The organism is Flavobacterium ardleyense (genome assembly GCF_042686085.1).
GTDB classification, from domain to species: Bacteria; Bacteroidota; Bacteroidia; order Flavobacteriales; family Flavobacteriaceae; genus Flavobacterium; species Flavobacterium ardleyense.
Map to the genome: position 1 here is coordinate 23,671 of NZ_JBHUOL010000003.1, position 17,716 is coordinate 41,386.

Here is a 17,716-nt window from a genome sequence, read left to right on the forward strand (position 1 = left end):
AAAATGAACACTCAAAACCCCACTTCTTTCGCACAAGATAATACAGAAAACTTCAACCTTAGAGAGCTACTATTACCCTACCTGCTAAATTGGAAAGCTTTTGTATTGTCTATTATTTTGACCTTGACCTTAGCTTTTCTTTACCTAAGATATGCATCACCTACCTATAATGCTGCGATGAGTATTCAAGTAAAAGATGATCGCCGTGGAGGCATGTCATCAGAACTGGCTGCTTTTTCTGAAATAACGCAGATGTCCGGCGTAAAAGACAATGTTGAGAACGAAGTAGAGGTACTTCGCTCTAGAACTTTAATGGAAAAAACATTAAAAAAACTACATTTAGAAGTGGTATATTTTACCGCAGGTAAAGTTAAGTCTTTCGAAATTTATAAAAACACACCAATAATTATTGAATGGTTAAAACTGCCTACGCGTAAAGAAAAAGAAATTTCGTACTCAATAGAAGGAATAAACTTCGAAAAATTCTCAATATTTGATAATGAATCAAATAAGCTAGGAACATACTCTTATGGCGAGAAAATTAACTTAAAGGAGAACGGCTCATTAGTTGTATCGAAAGGTACTGCTTCTAATTTTACATCAAATTATGAATTAAATTTTGAATTGCGCCCTTTGCAAATAATAACAAACGATTATAAAACAAGATTAAATATTTCTAATATTGGCAAAAACACTAGTATAATTGAGCTTTCTTTAACTGATGCCCTTCCTGAAAAAGCTGAAGACATTCTAAATACTTTGATCGAAAGCTACAACTTGGAAGCAATTAAGGACAAGGAATTCGTTGCCAAAAATACTTCTCGTTTTATTGAAGGTCGACTTAACTTAATAGCTAAAGAGTTAGACGATGTGGAAGAAGAAGTAGAAACTTTTAAAAAAGAAAACAAACTAGTTGACGTAGAGACAGAAGGTAAAATTTTTAGAGAAAATGCCACTGCTTTTGAAAAAAAGGCAATTGAAACTGAAACTGAAATTAATATCGTAGAGACACTAAAGGCTTATAATAAAACCGCAAGTACAGACGATCTCTTACCTGCAACTCTTTTAGCTTCTGAAAATAGCGCTTCTCCGATAATTGAACAGTATAATCTATTAGTCCTACAAAAAGAAAAGCAAGCATCAAGTGCAGGCCCAAAAAACACAATTGTAATTCAACTAGATCAAAAAATTAAGGCATTAAAACGAAACATAGATGCTAATTTAACGCAGTCACTAGCTAATCTAAATATAGTAAAAAGAGATTTAAACCGCCAACAAGATTTATTAGGAGGTAAACTGGCAAAAGTACCTACACAAGAAAAATTATTCAAGGAAATATTTAGAAAACAAGCTATTAAAGACGCGATCTATTCTTATCTATTACAAAAAAGAGAAGAAACTGAAATTAGTTTGGCAGTTACAGAACCTAACGCTAAAGTAATTGATGCAGCCTTGGCAAACAACATTCCTGTTTCTCCTAAAAAAAGTATTATCTACATTGCAGCTCTTTTACTAGGATTATTGATTCCAGCAGGAATAATTTACTTGATAACAATTTTAGACACCAAAGTAAAATCCAGACTTGATATTGAAAGAGCTACTACTATTCCAATTATAGGTGATGTACCTCATGCCTTAGATGGAGAAGAAAGACTTGTAGCCTCCAACAGCAGAACAAATACCGCTGAAGCATTACGTATAGTTAGCACTAACTTAAACTTTATCTTAAACGAAGTTCCCGAAGATCGCGCCAGAATGATTTTCTTAACTTCCACATTTCCAAAAGAAGGAAAAACTTTTATTTCAGTCAATTTGGCAGCGACTATTGCTTTATCTGAGAAGAAGATTTTACTGATTGGTATGGATATTCGTAACCCGAAAATCGATGAATATCTAGATGTTCCAGAAAAAGGAGTAACAAATTTCTTAGCGGATAAATCCAACAAACCCTATACAGATTACGTAAAAAAAATGGAGGGTTATGAGAATTTTTATGTATTACCAGGCGGTATTATCCCTCCAAATCCTGCGGAGTTATTGATGGGCAAAAGGGTAAGCGAACTTTTTGAAGCTGTTAAAAAAGATTTTGATTACGTAATTGTTGATACCGCGCCAGTTAGTTTAGTAACAGACACTTTATTAATTGCCAAATACGCCGATGCATTTGTTTATGTTACTAGAGCATACTATTTGGAAAAAAGAGTTTTAGCCCTACCTCAACAACTTCATATAGACAAGAAATTGCCAAATATGTCCATATTAGTTAACGACACGGACATCAAAAAAGGATACGGATACGGTTATGGCTATGGCTATGGTGTTGAAGTTGAAAAAGACTCTATATTAAACCGCATGAAAAAATGGTTTAAACCAAATAGTATATAAATTTATACATAATTATTAGTAAGTGCTGCTTAGTATTTCTAAGCAGTACTTATTTAAAAAATTTATTGTTTTCTAGGAGTTGTTGCAAAACCTTTTGTTGCGAAACGATAATTTTACCTCCAAAAGATTGAAGATGTTTTTGATGGTGAATATCTGAACCTACAAAATCGTACATACCTTCTTTCATTAAATAATCTGAAACAAGCGCGACATCTTTTCCATAATAACCAACCGTTGCCAATAGATTTAATTGAAACATACAGCCTGCTTTTTTTAATTTATCGTATTCTTTTTTACGATTATGAAAAAAGCTATAACGTTCAGGATGAGCTAAAATCAACTGATAACCCTTCAATTGCAGTTCAAATAAAAAATCATACAACTGCATAGGTGCATTTAAGTATGACATTTCTACTAAAATATAGTTCTCCTTTAAAGGTAATAATTTACTTTGCTGTACTAGCTCCATAAGCTTTTCATCTAAAAAATATTCGGAAGCAGCTTCCAATTTTACTTTTTCTGAAATGCTAGATAAATTCACTTTTACGTCATTAAGCGCATTATTTATGGTCTCAGAAGTATTACTCCAAACATTACCCATAGTATGAGGGGTGGTAATTACTTTTGAAAAACCTAAACTCGACATACTAGTCAGTAAAAAATCTGAATCTTGCATGTTTTTAGCACCATCATCTATACCTGGCAATGCATGCGAATGTATGTCAACATAACCGTTAGGAATTAATTCAGCTAATTTTGGTTTAGTTTTAAATAAAGATAACATATATTAGAATTTCGGCAAAATTACGAATTCTTTCTGAAACAACTTAAGGACTTCATGGTATACAATGAACTTTAACATCTCCATAATTTCGCACCACAACCAAAAACTGAAGAAGTTTTAGAAAAATCTACCTAGAAGTAAGTCTATTACATTAGCAATTTCAACCGATTAAAGCTCTAATTAAGAGAATTAAAATGACAAGTTTAATTGAATTTTGGTTATTATCTGTAATCTGAAGTACAACAGTAAAAAAAAGATACTTATAAACCGTTTACTTGCAGGTAAAATGCAATTCCTGAAAATGAACATTACATAATTTAATAGCTTTCTACTCATGTTAATTACACTAAAACATTTACAATCAAATCTACTTAGGAATGCCACTATTGGTAATTAAAATCAGTGTGAACTTATATCAGAACACCTTCAAATTTAAAAATTGTTGGAGCTTGATGCCAAATTTATTTAAAGATTTAGTAGTGAAACCAGTCTTGTATTAGCTGTTAAGTTTATATGAGTAACTGCGAACTAAGAAGTTTCGAACGGGATCACAATTTTGTGGAAGTAGATTGGGAAAGCCTCCTCCAACCCCTCCGAAGGAGGGGAGCAAGAACCTACAAAGATATTACCTGGAATCTGGGAGTTGTTTGTGTGGGGATCCTTCCAGGATGACAAACTTGGTGGAAGTGGTTTGTGTGAAAGGGTGTGGATTTTATTTGTACTAAAATTACCCACAATCTTGTCACCCTGTTAAGGGTCTCTTATGGGTGATATTGTCGGTTGTAAGTTGTCGGTTGAAGTAGATTCCGGAAGTGGTTTGCGTGGGATCCTTACAGAATGACAAACTAGACGGAAGTGGTTTGTGTGGGATCCTTTCAGGATGACAAACTGGGTGTGAATGGCTTGTGTGAAAGGGTGAGGATTTTATTTGTACTAAACTTACCCACAATCTTGTCACCCTGTCAAGGGTCTCTTATGGGTAATGTTGTCGGTTGTAAATTGTAAGTTGTTGGTTGAAGTAGATTCTGGAAGTGGTTTGCGTGGGATCCTTTCAGGATGACAAACTGGGTTTGAATGGTTTATGTGAAAGGGTGTGGATTTTATTTGTATTAAACTTACGCACAATCTTGTCACCCTGTTAAGGGTCTCTTATGGGTAATGTTGTACGTTCTCGGTTGTTGGTTGAAGTAGATTCTGGAACTGGTTTGGGTGGGATCCTTTCAGGATAGCAAACTAGATGGGAATGGTTTGTGTTTTTTTTTTAATGAAGAAACTTTGGGCCTTAGTTTCTTTGTGGCAAAACTTACCTTCTTTCATTCATAAACTCCTCCACGTCAAAGCTTAAAAAAGGGAAAACCGTATAAAAAAGAATTTGGATATCCATTATAAAAGAGCGGTGTGTGCTGTACCAATTATTGATACGTACTTTGTCTGGCCAGATGACGGTGTCGTTGTAATTTTGGGGACTGGCTTGTTTGGCTAAAAGGGTTTCTTCGTTGCGGTATTTTAGAGAAGCTAATCCGGTGAGGCCGGGTTTTAGGGTGAGGAATTGGCGGTCGTTGCCTTGAAGTAAATCGGCAAAACCGGGTAAGTCTGGACGTGGGCCAACAAAACTCATTTGACCGAGTATAATATTAAGTAGTTGCGGCAATTCATCCAGTTTGAAAGCTCGTAAGCACCGACCAAACGCTGTAACTTTTTTGGTGCTGTCGTGCAGACTTTTTATTTTGAAGATTTTAAAGCGTTTCCCATGTTGGCCAATGCGGTCTTGCCAAAACAAACCGAAAGAATAAGTGTCGATACTCGCCAAAAGCAAAGACAATAAAAGCAAGCCTGCCAAGATAATTACGCTTATTAATGCGAAAATGAGGTCGAAGAGGCGTTTGGGCATTTATATTAGGAATGAAATTTAATGGGTTTAAATAAATATTACTTTCCCACGCGGTCTCCTTGTCCTTTTCCTGTAACAGTTCCAATGATATATTTAAAGTAATTGAAAATAGTTAACTCTTCAATCATTTTTTTATCTGTTATTGCTAACTTTTCTGGTGTAGACATATCTATATTATTATTTTGAGCAAGACCCGTAATTCCGGGTAAACTTTCATAAACATTTCGCTTGTCTCGTTCTTCAATTAATTCGATCTGATTGAACAAATTGGGACGAGGACCTACTAGACTCATATCGCCAATTAACACGTTAACTAGTTGAGGTAGCTCATCTAATTTTGACTTGCGTAAGAATCCACCAAATTTGGTGACTGATGCTTGAGTTGACAAATGTGAAGCTACAGACTTGGTGTCAACATGCATTGTTCTAAATTTATATAAATTAAAAGGCTTTTTATGTCTTCCCACTCGTTCTTGTACGAATATTGGAGAACCTGTATCGAACAATCCTATAATATATAACACAATTCCCACAGGCAACAAAAGAACTACACCTATAAATGAAAATATAAAGTCAAGAATTCGTATCATTATTTATTTATTTTTAAAACTATTAATTGTTTGTAAAATCCCTTCTGAAACGGTAATTGGTAATTTTTCAATTGAAAGTTCCTGTTTAATCTTTTTATTAGAAACCACATAATTCTCAGTTAACTTTTTTAAGTTTTCTGAATTAAGTGGAAGATGAATTGTGTCTCCAATTTTTGCTAATTTTAATATATATTTTTTGCTCCACTTTAAAAATCGGGGTTTTTTATTTAAGCCTTCATTAATCAAGGTAATTAATTGATTTGTCGATAAAGATCCATCATCTGCGAAATTATAAACACCCGATTTAACATTTGAATTTTTCAGCATATTTACTACTAAAAATGATAAATTTTCAATACTTAAAAAAGAGCGTTGATTTTCAAAATTAGTAAGTGGCCATGGAATTCCTTTTTCTACTATTTTATATAATAAATTCAAATTCCCTTTATTTCCAGGTCCATGAATCATACAAGGTCGAATGATAAAAACTCTTTTACCTGCTGGCAGTTTTTGGGAGGTTATATATTGTTCTGCTTTCAATTTAGACTTACCGTAAGGAGTTAAAGGATTAGCATCCTGTTCTTCCTTTAGAACATCCTCTATTGTATCGGCGACAGCTTTTACAGAACTAAAATAGAAAAAATCTTTATTATTGGATTTTAAAAATAGATTAAAAATTTCTATCGTAAGCTCCGTATTGATTCTAAAATACTCCTCAATATCTTGCGTTTTTGAAGTGTCGTGCGCTTTTCCTGCCAAATGAATAATAGCCTCTGAATTTACATTAAATTTATCTCTCCAATTTGCCTCGCGAAGCGACAAGGGTTGAATAGTGAAATTTTGCTTTTCTAAATATTTTGAAATATTACTCCCAACAAATCCTGAAGCTCCAGTTATTGTTATTTCCATCTTTTAAAGATTTTGTTGATTTTGTTGAAGAATGAGTTCTAAATTAGATATACAATTACTTAATCTAAAGTTACGTTCATAATAAAGTCTACTACTATTTCCTAATTCTTCTAATACATCCTCTGAAAGTTTTGATATTTTAATTATTGTTTTTGCTAATGAATCGTAGTCACCCGCTGACACTGTAAATCCACAATTTGCTTCTAAAATATTAGCTGCTCCTTCTCCATTTAACATCCCAATAATTGGCTTAGAAGCACTCATATAGGCTTGCAATTTAGCTGGAACGGTTAAATTAAATATGGGGTCATTTTTCAAGGTTACCAGCATAACATCTGCTTTTTCAAAAAAACTCGACATTGCCTCAACAGGGTAACGTCCTAAAAGAAAAACGGTTTCTGATAAATCGTTTTCAGCTATAAAACTTTTCACAAAAGACATTTTTCTGCCATCCCCTACTATAACAAATTTAATATTTTTATCGCTTCTAAGTTGCAGTGCTGCTTGCATTATACTGTCAAGATCTTGTGCTTCGCCTATGTTTCCTGCAAACATAACTTTAAAGCCAATTGGCAATTCAGGCAAAGGAAAGTCCTTATTCCCTTCAGATATCGAATCTTCTGCCCAATTAGGGAAATAGACTATTTTTTCATTAAAATTTCCTTTATTGTTTATTGATTCCCGAAAACCCTTTGATGTGATTAAAATTTTCTCCGCATTAGTATAAAACTTTACAACTACTCTTGTAAAATAACTTAAAACAAATTTGTTACTAATCCCACCTGCAACAGCTAAACTTTCTGGCCACAAATCCATAACCCAAAAATAAACAGGAGTTTTCCAAATTTTATTCAGTAGATAAGCTGGATAATATTGCATAATTGGAGAAGGCTCGTGAACAATTATTGCATCGTACTTTTTATTTAATCCCATAAAAAAAGCTTTTATTGAAGCAAATAATGCAAAACTATAATAATTTATTAGTAACCGAACTCCCCCGCCATTTCCTCTTGGAATTAAAAATGCCCTCTTTACTTTTACTCCTTTCATTACTTGTGAACGACTTTTAAAAATACCATAACCTTCAAAAATTTTCCCTTCAGGATAATTTGGTATTCCCGTCAGAACAGTAACTTCATGCCCTCTTTTTTGAAGTTCAAAAGCCAAATCATTACTTTTAAAGTTTTCTGGAAAAAAATATTGTGTTACAATTAGAATTTTCATTTTAGTATGCTTCGCTCCAAACAACACGTTTGATATAATCTGTATAACTGATGATAATTCGAACTACTTTTTCCGAAACATTTGGCATGCTGTAATCCGCTACTTTTCTAAAGTTGCGTTCTTCATCAATCGTTTGTCTTTGCAATTGTATTAAGCCTTGTAAGATACGATCTGTGTTCATTCCCACCATCATAACAGAAGTTTCTTCCATAGCTTCTGGTCTTTCATGAGCGTCACGAATGTTTAACGCTCTAAAGTTAAGAATTGAAGATTCTTCGTTAATGGTTCCTGAATCAGACAAAACCGCATACGAATTCACTTGTAATGCATTGTAATCGTGAAAACCAAGTGGTTTTAAGAATTGGATTCCGGCATGTGTTTTTATCTGTTTCTTATCGATCATATTTCTGGTACGAGGATGTGTGGAAACAATTACAGGATAGCCATATTTTTCAGCAATTAGATTTAAACTTTCCATCAAGCCACTGAAATTTTTCTCGGAACTGATGTTTTCTTCTCGATGTGCTGACACTACAAAATACTTCCCTTTTTCAAGATTCAATTTTTGTAATACTGTTGATTTTTTTATTTGTGGGAGATAATGATGTAATACTTCAAACATAGGCGATCCTGTTTTGATAATTCTATCGGCTGACAATCCTTCTCTCAATAAATATTCTCGAGCAATGTCAGAATAGGTCATGTTGATGTCCGAAATATGGTCGACAATTTTACGGTTGGTTTCCTCTGGCACGCGTTGGTCAAAACAACGATTCCCTGCTTCCATGTGGAAAATTGGAATGTGTCTTTTCTTCGCCGCAATAGTACACAAACAAGAGTTGGTATCTCCTAAAACCAAAAACGCATCGGGTTTAATTTCTTCCAGAACGGCATCGATATTTATCAAAATCTGTCCTGCAGTAGTTGTTGCATTAGAGCCCGCAGCATTTAAGAAATGATCTGGTTTTCTAATTCCAAGGTCTTCGAAGAATACTTCGTTTAATTCATAGTCGTAATTTTGGCCGGTATGTACTAAAATGTGCTCAATAGCTTCGGAAGCATCTAAAGCACAAATTACTCTTGACAAACGAATGATTTCTGGTCGGGTACCTACTACGGTGATAACTTTTAATTTTTTCATTTTATATTATGTTGGCACGCTGATGACGCTGATTGAGCGGATAGGTGCGGATTTTTATACTTTAATGGAACGCAGATGACGCTGATTGGGCGGATAACTGCAGATTTTTACTTATAACTGTTAAACTTGCGTTTATTTCACGCAGATTTAAAAGGATTGAAAGGATTTTTAAAATTTATTTTCACTCTTAAATATTTATATTTTGTCTAACATTCTTTAGCTACTATTTGTTTCACTCAGATTTAAAAGTATTCGATGGTTTTTTAAACTTTACTTTTACTCTTAAATATTTATATTTTATTTACTATTTCTAAACTGCTATTTGTTTCACGCAGATTTAAAAGTATTCAAAGGATTTTTTTAAACTTTATTTTTACTCTTAACTATTTATATTTTGTTTAATATTCTTTATCTACTATTTCTTTCTGGCAGGTCTAAAAGGATTGAAAGGATTTTAAAATTTACTTTTCCTCGTAATTATTTACAATCCTTTTAATATTATCTTTTATTTCAGCAGTATTGAAGTTTACTAAAATACCGACTCGCAAATCCGATAATTTTAAATAGGTAGTAACTTGTTTATAGTGAAGTCTTACGAGCTCTTCCACTGATTTAAGTTCTATTAAAACTTTGTCTTCTACTAAAATGTCAATTCTAAAAGCTACATCTAGAATAATTCCATCATAATGGACAGCTAATTCTACTTGATTCTGAGCTTTTAAGCCTGCTTTTTCTAATTCCTAAAGTAATGCAGCTTCATAAACCGATTCAAATAATCCAGGACCTAAATTATTGTAAACATTAAAGATACAACCTCTAATTTTATAAGTTATTTCATCTATTTCCATAATTTTTTTTAGTAATTATTTCAATCATTAAACTTCACTTACATTTAATCTTTTAAGGAAAAACCATTTTATCGTTTTATATCCTTTTAAATCTGAGTGCAAAAAAAATCATTTACACATTCTCAAAATAAGTATCGGGATCATTCGCATCATAAAACTCATTGATCCAAAAATTCGTATACAACACCTCATTACCAATATTCTTAATATTGTGGGTGTACCAAATAGGCATATCCACATACGCTGGTTCTTCCCCATCTAAATAGAAATCTAAAACCTCATCCGTTCCAATTTTTCTCAATTGAATTAATGCTTTTCCTTTGATTACGGCAAAACGTTCTATTTTTCTGGTGTGGTAATGATTTCCTCTTGTAATTCCGGGAACTGTTGTCGAAAAAGAAACTTGTCCACCTACGCCAAGACGAATCACTTCTACAAAAGAACCTCTTGTATCCGTATGTTGTGTAAATTTTACTGGAAAATGTTCCTTGATGTTCATGTAACATCTGAACGTATTGAATAAGTTTAATTCAAACGTGTTATTTAGGGCTGGGATTTCTCCTTTGTCTTGGTAAGTGGTTTTATATTTTTGTAGTAAAGCTAATAGCGTTGAGACTTTTGCTTCGCTTGTATAATTAACTATGTAATGTGCTTGATTAGTTTTTTGTTGTACAGCTTTAATAATTTCAGCAATCAACTCGCCTACATAAATCAATTTCAAATCGCCATCCACTTCTATATTAGGCGTTTCCCCATTAGCCACTTGATGTGAAAATGTAGCGACTACCGAATTATAATAAGGCTGACCAAATGGTCCAAATACATTCGGAATAATCATTCCTGTAAAAGTTGCATTTGCTTTTTCTGCCCAATTGGCCAATAATTCTCTTCCTTCTTTTTTTGATTTGCCGTATAAATTATCTCGTTCTTCTTGTGATGAAGAAGAGATAATAACGTGAGCCTTACTATTTGTTCGTTCTAATGAAGCTATTAAGCTTTTCACTAAACCTAAATTGATTTCATAAATAACTTCTGGGTCATTATGGCGGTTTTGTGCAGCTAAATGCACAATTACATCGCATTGCGATACGAAAGCATCTATGTCGTTCCCGTCTTCAAAAAAAGATTTCTCAAAAGGGACTCTTTCAAAAACTTCTGGCTGAAGTCCTAGGGTGTTGAATAAATGAGTTCCTACGAAACCGTTTTGGCCGGTTATTCCTATTTTTAACATGTTGTCTATTTTGAACGCGGGTTTATTGGCACGCGGTATTATTGGCACGCAGATTACACTGATTGGGCGTATAGCTGCGGATTTTTATGTTTTAATGGCACGCGGATAACGCTGATTAGGCGGATAGTTGCGGATTTTATTCTTTTTTATTTCTCTGTTTGTTTCACGCAGATTTAAAGGGATTGAAATGATAGAAAGGATTTTTTAATTCCAGGGTAAAAATTCTAGGGTTTGTCTGATATCGTCGGCTTTTGAGGCTTCTAGGTTGGCGTCTGAGAAGATCATTAGGACACTTCCTTTTTCGGTGGCTTCGAAACCGTTGTAATGGCCACCTGGAATTTGTAAAACTTCACTTTCGTTTTCATTCATGGTGTAAGTGTTAACTTCATCAAAATTCCCCAGGGCAACTGTCTTTACAGTAAAACTACCTTTTGCTACAAAAAACCACTTGGTTTCTACTTGATGGCCTTGCCAAGCTCGGATTATTCCTAATTCAGGTGTTATGGCATACATACGAACAACTTTATTCATGTCGAAATCATTTATAAATCGGACTGTGCCACGTGAATCTATATGTGTATTGCCTTGAATTATTTTTTGACCCTTTTGCATAACTTAAAATAATTTTACTTTAACACCCAATTTGAATAAGCTGAAAAATTGTTTCAGGCAGATTTAAAACCATTTAAAGGATTTTTATGTTTACCTTATTTAAATGTCCTTTTTTAAAATATGCAAAAGTTAGTTTTTTCACGCAGATTTAAAAAGATTTAAAGGAATCGTTACTATTGTTTTGCTGAACATTTGTTTTTAAACAAACTTTTAACTGAATACTGACAACTGATCACTTCCTACCCCGGCATTTGCTCCACATCTTCTCCAAAAACTTCTTTTCGTATTAATGGTAGTTGTGCTAATAATTTCTTCATTCCTTCTACACCCAGTTGTTCTGTATTGTGCGAATGATAATCTTCAATTATAGAAACATCTTGTTCGCCTTCTGAAAAATATTGGGCATAATTTAAATCACGGTTATCGGCTGGGATTCTGTAGAATTCACCCATATCTTCGGCTTTCACCATTTCTTCGCGGGTACAAAGAGTTTCATATAATTTTTCACCGTGACGCGTTCCAATTACTTTTACTTCATTTGTAGCGTTGCAAAGTTCTTTCAATGCTTGAGATAAATCGCCAATAGTTCCTGCGGGGGCTTTGTTGACGAATAAATCACCTTGATTTCCATGTTCAAAAGCGAATAATACTAATTCAACTGCTTCATCTAATGACATTAAAAAACGTGTCATTTTAGGATCCGTAATTGTTAGCGTGTTTCCTGCTTTAATCTGACTTAAAAATAAAGGAATTACCGAACCTCTTGAAGCCATTACATTCCCATAACGTGTTAGACAAACCGTAGTTTTATTATCACGAATATTTCTGGATGCAGCAACCGCTACTTTTTCCATTAAAGCTTTGGATATTCCCATGGCGTTAATTGGATAAGCTGCTTTGTCGGTGCTTAAGCAAATAACTTTTGCAACACCATTAGCAACGGCGGCATCAATTACATTTTGGGTTCCAAACACATTGGTCTTAGTAGCTTCTAAAGGGAAAAATTCACAAGAAGGCACTTGCTTTAAAGCTGCAGCATGAAATACATAATCCACGCCACGCATAGCTCTTTCTACACTTGCATAATCTCTAACATCACCAATGTAAAATTTCAATTTATCATTTTTAAGTTGGTTCCGCATGTCATCTTGTTTTTTCTCATCACGAGAAAAAATGCGAATTTCACTGAAATGATTCGTGTGTAAAAAACGATTTAAGACCGCGTTCCCAAAAGAACCTGTTCCACCGGTTATTAGTAAGGTTTTGTTTTGTATTTTCATATCACTGAATACTGAATATTTTTTTATATTTTAAGATACCGACAGGTATAGAATTAATTTCCCTAATATTATCTCTAGCTATACTACCCATCTTTAAACGAATTTCATCATTGTGAATTAAATATTTTAGACTATGATATAGTTCCTTTACATTTTGCTTTTCTATCAGAATACCATTTTTACAATCATTTATTATATCTGGAATAGATCCTACTTTTGTCCCAATACATGCTTTACCCGAAGCCATCGCTTCCATAAGTGAGTTGGGATATCCGTCGAAATAAGTAGGCAAAACAAATATATCGCTTTCTTCTAAAATTTTTAGTTTTTTATCACCCAATACCCATCCTCGAAAATCAACAAAATCACTTAATCCTTGTTTTTCCACTTCATCAACAATCACTTCATAATCCTCTCCCAAACCAGCGATAATTAATTTAAAATTACAATTGTCATTCTTTAACATTTTTACTGCTTCGACGAGTTCAAAAATACCCTTATTTCTGGTAACCCAAGCCATAAATAAAACAACTACCTTTTCATTTTTTCTCAAATCCCTCACTTGTATGCTTTTATATTTATCATAATCAATTAAATTTTCTATTATGATAAATTTAGATTTATTTTCACCTGCTAATTTTTCAAATATCACTTGCCAGCTTTTGCTTTGACAAATAACAATGTCAACTTTTTTAAAGACATATTCTATAAAAGTTTTTAAACTTCCTTTATTGTTAATATCATTAGTAATTAAACCAGATCGTGGTGCTATAATTATTTTGCTTCTTGTAAAGACTTTGCCAATTAATCCCATCAATCCTTTTTCCCAAAAACTTAAACCATCTGCAACAAAAATCAAAATATAGTCATGTTTAAAAAAAATCATATAATAGATGAATTTAAACAATCTAAGCATAGCTTTTCGTAAACGTTTTATTTTGCTAGCTAGAATATTGCTATCTGCAGTTGTGTCAATTAAAGTCCAATTAATAAAAGAACTTAATTCACTATTTATAATTGTTTTGCACGCAAACATTTGCCCTCCAACCCCCCCGCTTTTAGAAGTCTCTTTAAATGAGCCGACAAAGAGTACCTTCTTTTTATTTGCTATAAATTCATTCATAAAAACACTTTAATTTAATCATTTACTTTAAAATTATTTAAAACTATCCTTTACAATATTTATAATCAAGTTAACTTACAATTATAACTATAGTATTATACTAAGAGATTTTAGCTTCACTTATTGATGAAAAAAAATCAGATCCTTCTCCATTTTTCTTTACATTCCTATCATATCAGACCTTTAATAAGCAATAAAATCTATCTTCTTAAATAGTTAGATTTTTAATTTTGTTAGGTTTCTAAATTCTTTGATTAAAATTTTCTTCGTTATAACTATATATAACAAGAAGAAACTTGAATAAATAATTAAAGATATGAGTGGCTCAAAATACCAAATCGATAAAATAAAAACAGTTGACATGAGTAATTCTACTACGATTTGTAAATCTCTCTTTAAATTAAAAATTTTAATTAAAAAAAGATAGCTAATAATATAACGTACTGTCAAACAAATTAACATTGAAAATAGAATAGCATGTATACTCTCGAAAAAGTAAGCACTAATTAAAGTCAAAATAATACTTAATGCCAATACAGATATATTAATAAAAAACAGGGCGTTCTGTTTTTTTAAAGTTTTAAAATAAGTAGTATTAATCATCTGCATTTTACCTTCGAATAGACAAATAGGCATTAAAACCATTAGGTAATCTAAACTCTCTTGGTACTGTGGAATCCATAATTTTAAAAAAAAAACTGTAGGATAATAAAAAACAAAGATAGCCATAAGAAGATTGCTCATTAAGTAGCTCCCTGATTTTAAAATTATTTGTTGACTACTTAATTTTATCATTCTTAACATCGGAAATAAAGAAAAGCTAATTTGGTTTAACAGCAATAAGAAAAAATACGTTGCTGATAATGCTAAAGACACTTTACCAAAAACCTCAATACCCCATTTATTGTCAATTGTGAATCTACCAATTCCGAGTATTAAAGTACTTGCGATGTTAGACATCATGAGTACCGAGCCAGCTGATATATCGGACTTAATGAACCTTAAAGTTTTTTTAAAACTTAAAACTTTAATTTTACTATAACTTTCATACAAGTACATTAAATAAACCAAATTAAAAACCTTACTTATTATAAAGATCACTATTATGCTATATAAGGAGAAATTATTATTTAAAAATATTAATAATAATAATATTACAAAAATTAGCTTTTCAATTAAGACTGACTTTGAGTACCTCTTTATATTATTTGTGGCTAAAAGTAAAAAGCCAAGCCAAGTTATTAAGTTTCCAATTATCGAATATATAGAAAAGGCTAACAACACGTACATTCGAGGGTAGGTCAATTCAGCAAAAAGCAAATAAATAACAATAATCAGACTCATTCCTATTTGGAAGAATAAAAAATATAAAATTTCGGATTTGATAATAACCTTATTGATAAGTTCAAATTGTTTGCCACCATATTTTAGGTACATCCCATCACTTAACCCTAATTGGAAAAAACCAATAAAACCTGAATAAAAAATGAACAATTGCCAGAAACCAAAATCTTGTATATTTAAAATTTTTGGTATACCAAGTGTCATAATCAAACTTACTACAATGGATACAACTTGAGTGCCGAATGAGAAGACAAGGTTACTTACAAATGTTTTCTTTAAAGTCATCATCTAGTGTGAGGTTGTTTAGCAATCTGCTCTTCCAATTTTCAAAATTATATTGTTCAACAATCTCCGAGGGCAGTTTTAAGTATGGCGTATTTATGAATGAATATAAGCCCTGCATATTATCAATTCCTAAAATAAAAATATTTTCTTTTTTATAAAAGTTGTAATCTTTAATTGATTGGTTAGTTGTGATTAACTTTTTACCATAACTCAGGCTTTCCATAGTCCTTAATGTTAAACCAGTTTGCCCACTTTGCATCACTTCAAGTATTGCTTTGGAACAACTTATTTTTTCAATCACTTCTTCGTAAGGAATAGCTGCTTTGTATTTTTTTTTGCTTTGGCCAAAAATTTTCTTATTACCTACAATATGAAAATCACTCTTTAAACCAAATGTATCAAAAATGTTTTTTAACTCGGCTAATTCTTTATAACGATTTTTATCAAGTCCAATAAAAAAAATATCATTTGTTAATGTAGATGACTTAATTATTTCAGGAGGAAAGTAGTATGTGCCATTATAATGCAAATTGTATTTCACACTATCATCCTTATCAAAGGTCCATTTTTCCCACTCTTTTGAAACTAAATTTGGATTGTATGCTGGCTTTACGGGATTCCAATACCAAAATATTAAGCGAGTTGAATTGTTATTAAGTTTTTTTGTAATGTATGGTATTAAATAAACAGAGAATTCATTTGCAGATACTATGATAATATCATAACTATTGAGATCGGCAAATTTTATAAACCATATGTGCTTAAAGTTTAATTTTGAATTAAAATGTGCAATTCTAAAAATTTTGAATACGCTCCAAATATTTCTAAAAGCCCATATTACGTCAATTTTTTGCTCCTCAATTTTTTTTGTAAAATACCCCTTATTAGTTAAGAATAAAATTTTTTTCATTATTGCTTTTCCATTGAATTAAAAAACAACCTTTCTCTTTTATTATCGATCTTCGGATCTGCAATAGTGTGATACGGGTAGTAACGATTATAAAAATGAGTACCTGGCTCATATTCTGAAGTACTTCTTCCAAAGTAAAGAATCTGATTCGCGAACATTAAATATATCATCATCTGAAAACCAATTATTTTGTATTGATTTCGAGATCTATTTCTTTGAAATAAAATTATTGAGTCTGCTACATAGATTAATGCTACAATAGATAAATAGTTTTGAAACCTATAAAACCCACCTATGAAACAAGCCATAAAACCTAACATTAGATATATGTAAATAAGTTTGTCAAAATAATGCGAAATATTATTTTTTTTCCGCAGATAATAAATCCAGAAGAAAGGCAATAATTTAAGAAGACTTGATAAAAAACCAAGTAAAGTAACTTGAATACTAATATAAAGATTTGCTTTCTTTTCCAAATTAACTCCTAAATTCAAACTTGAAAATATTTCTCCAGGTGAGAAGAACGCAAAAACTAGTGTAATTGTTAAATATATAAGTAGTGTTTGCCATCCCTTCCATTGTCGGAGCAAGAAAGGAAAAACAATAGTGATGTATGCAGATGAATGAAAAGTACATGCAATTAAGCAAAGAAGTATATATATAATCCATTTTTTTTGTAATAAAGAAGGCACTGCTAATAAAAAGGTAGCAATAGCAAGACTTTCTCGAAGAATCTCCATATTAAAATAGAGATAATTGATGAAAAAATATAAAAGCAATGAAAGCCACTTATTCTGAGAATATTTTCTAATAAACCAAAATAAAACAGTGTTAATTATTAAAGCGTGTAAAATTTGAAATGTAACAAAACTGTCATCTATTATTTTCGATATTGCGTTGAATAAGTACCAAGAAAACTCATACGGTGCATTTGTAAAATCGAAATCAGATAGTTCATTAAACTTAGGTAAATCAATAAAATAATTCTCATAAGCTAAACTATCTCCACCTACTCGGTATCTAAATCCTGCGACAGAAACAAATACAATAAGCAATAGTAAATATTCTACTTCCGTATTTTTTTTAATTTTATTAACGAATAGAAAGAAAAAAATTAAAAGAAAAATAATTATGTATATCATATAAAACTTGAGTTTTA

Annotated in this window: 14 protein-coding genes and 1 pseudogene; 1 reads left to right on the top strand and 14 read right to left on the bottom strand. The window is 31.9% G+C overall.

Going from position 1 to position 17,716, the window contains the following annotated elements; translation table 11 throughout:
- The first annotated feature begins 3 nt into the window (after positions 1-3).
- Positions 4-2,385, top strand: a complete 2,382-nt coding sequence (locus ACFSX9_RS00660; RefSeq protein ID WP_379803121.1) for a GumC family protein — start codon at positions 4-6, stop codon at positions 2,383-2,385.
- A gap of 49 nt (positions 2,386-2,434) precedes the next feature.
- Here ACFSX9_RS00660 and ACFSX9_RS00665 read toward each other — a convergent pair whose 3' ends face one another.
- The 14 genes and pseudogenes from ACFSX9_RS00665 to ACFSX9_RS00730 all read right to left on the bottom strand — a co-directional run bounded on the left by ACFSX9_RS00665 (position 2,435) and on the right by ACFSX9_RS00730 (position 17,699).
- Complete coding sequence (locus ACFSX9_RS00665; RefSeq protein ID WP_379803123.1) at positions 2,435-3,169, bottom strand: tyrosine-protein phosphatase; 735 nt, start codon at positions 3,167-3,169, stop codon at positions 2,435-2,437.
- 1,303 nt (positions 3,170-4,472) lie between these two features.
- Positions 4,473-5,060, bottom strand: coding sequence for a sugar transferase (locus ACFSX9_RS00670; protein ID WP_379803126.1), 588 nt, complete (start codon positions 5,058-5,060; stop codon positions 4,473-4,475).
- A gap of 38 nt (positions 5,061-5,098) precedes the next feature.
- Entirely contained in the window at positions 5,099-5,650 is a 552-nt protein-coding gene (locus ACFSX9_RS00675; protein ID WP_379803129.1) for a sugar transferase, read from the bottom strand.
- A 3-nt stretch (positions 5,651-5,653) separates the two neighbouring features.
- Complete coding sequence (locus ACFSX9_RS00680) at positions 5,654-6,559, bottom strand: NAD-dependent epimerase/dehydratase family protein (RefSeq protein ID WP_379803131.1); 906 nt, start codon at positions 6,557-6,559, stop codon at positions 5,654-5,656.
- Between the two features lie 3 nt (positions 6,560-6,562).
- Positions 6,563-7,783 carry a glycosyltransferase family 4 protein gene (locus tag ACFSX9_RS00685; RefSeq protein WP_379803134.1) on the bottom strand — a complete coding sequence of 407 codons (1,221 nt, stop codon included), beginning with the start codon at positions 7,781-7,783 and terminating at the stop codon, positions 6,563-6,565.
- Between the two features lies 1 nt (position 7,784).
- Positions 7,785-8,924 carry a non-hydrolyzing UDP-N-acetylglucosamine 2-epimerase gene (wecB, locus tag ACFSX9_RS00690; RefSeq protein WP_379803137.1) on the bottom strand — a complete coding sequence of 380 codons (1,140 nt, stop codon included), beginning with the start codon at positions 8,922-8,924 and terminating at the stop codon, positions 7,785-7,787.
- Positions 8,925-9,385: 461 nt separating this feature from the next.
- Positions 9,386-9,772: pseudogene (locus ACFSX9_RS00695) on the bottom strand (GxxExxY protein).
- 112 nt (positions 9,773-9,884) lie between these two features.
- Entirely contained in the window at positions 9,885-11,003 is a 1,119-nt protein-coding gene (locus tag ACFSX9_RS00700; RefSeq protein ID WP_379803140.1) for a polysaccharide biosynthesis C-terminal domain-containing protein, read from the bottom strand.
- Between the two features lie 204 nt (positions 11,004-11,207).
- On the bottom strand, positions 11,208-11,615 hold the full coding sequence (locus ACFSX9_RS00705; protein ID WP_379803142.1) for a cupin domain-containing protein: 408 nt from the start codon (positions 11,613-11,615) through the stop codon (positions 11,208-11,210).
- A gap of 239 nt (positions 11,616-11,854) precedes the next feature.
- Positions 11,855-12,895, bottom strand: a complete 1,041-nt coding sequence (locus ACFSX9_RS00710) for a polysaccharide biosynthesis protein (protein WP_379803145.1) — start codon at positions 12,893-12,895, stop codon at positions 11,855-11,857.
- Between the two features lies 1 nt (position 12,896).
- Positions 12,897-14,018, bottom strand: a complete 1,122-nt coding sequence (locus ACFSX9_RS00715; RefSeq protein WP_379803147.1) for a glycosyltransferase family 4 protein — start codon at positions 14,016-14,018, stop codon at positions 12,897-12,899.
- Positions 14,019-14,234: 216 nt separating this feature from the next.
- A complete protein-coding gene (locus ACFSX9_RS00720) occupies positions 14,235-15,650 on the bottom strand; it encodes an MATE family efflux transporter (RefSeq protein WP_379803150.1) in 1,416 nt (471 codons plus the stop codon).
- Positions 15,619-16,557 carry a hypothetical protein gene (locus tag ACFSX9_RS00725; protein WP_379803153.1) on the bottom strand — a complete coding sequence of 313 codons (939 nt, stop codon included), beginning with the start codon at positions 16,555-16,557 and terminating at the stop codon, positions 15,619-15,621. Before ACFSX9_RS00725 ends, ACFSX9_RS00720 begins: the two co-directional genes overlap by 32 nt.
- Positions 16,557-17,699: an EpsG family protein gene (locus ACFSX9_RS00730; RefSeq protein ID WP_379803155.1), complete on the bottom strand. Its 1,143-nt coding sequence runs from the start codon at positions 17,697-17,699 to the stop codon at positions 16,557-16,559. The genes ACFSX9_RS00725 and ACFSX9_RS00730 overlap by 1 nt, the downstream gene beginning before the upstream one ends.
- Positions 17,700-17,716: the final 17 nt, after the last annotated feature.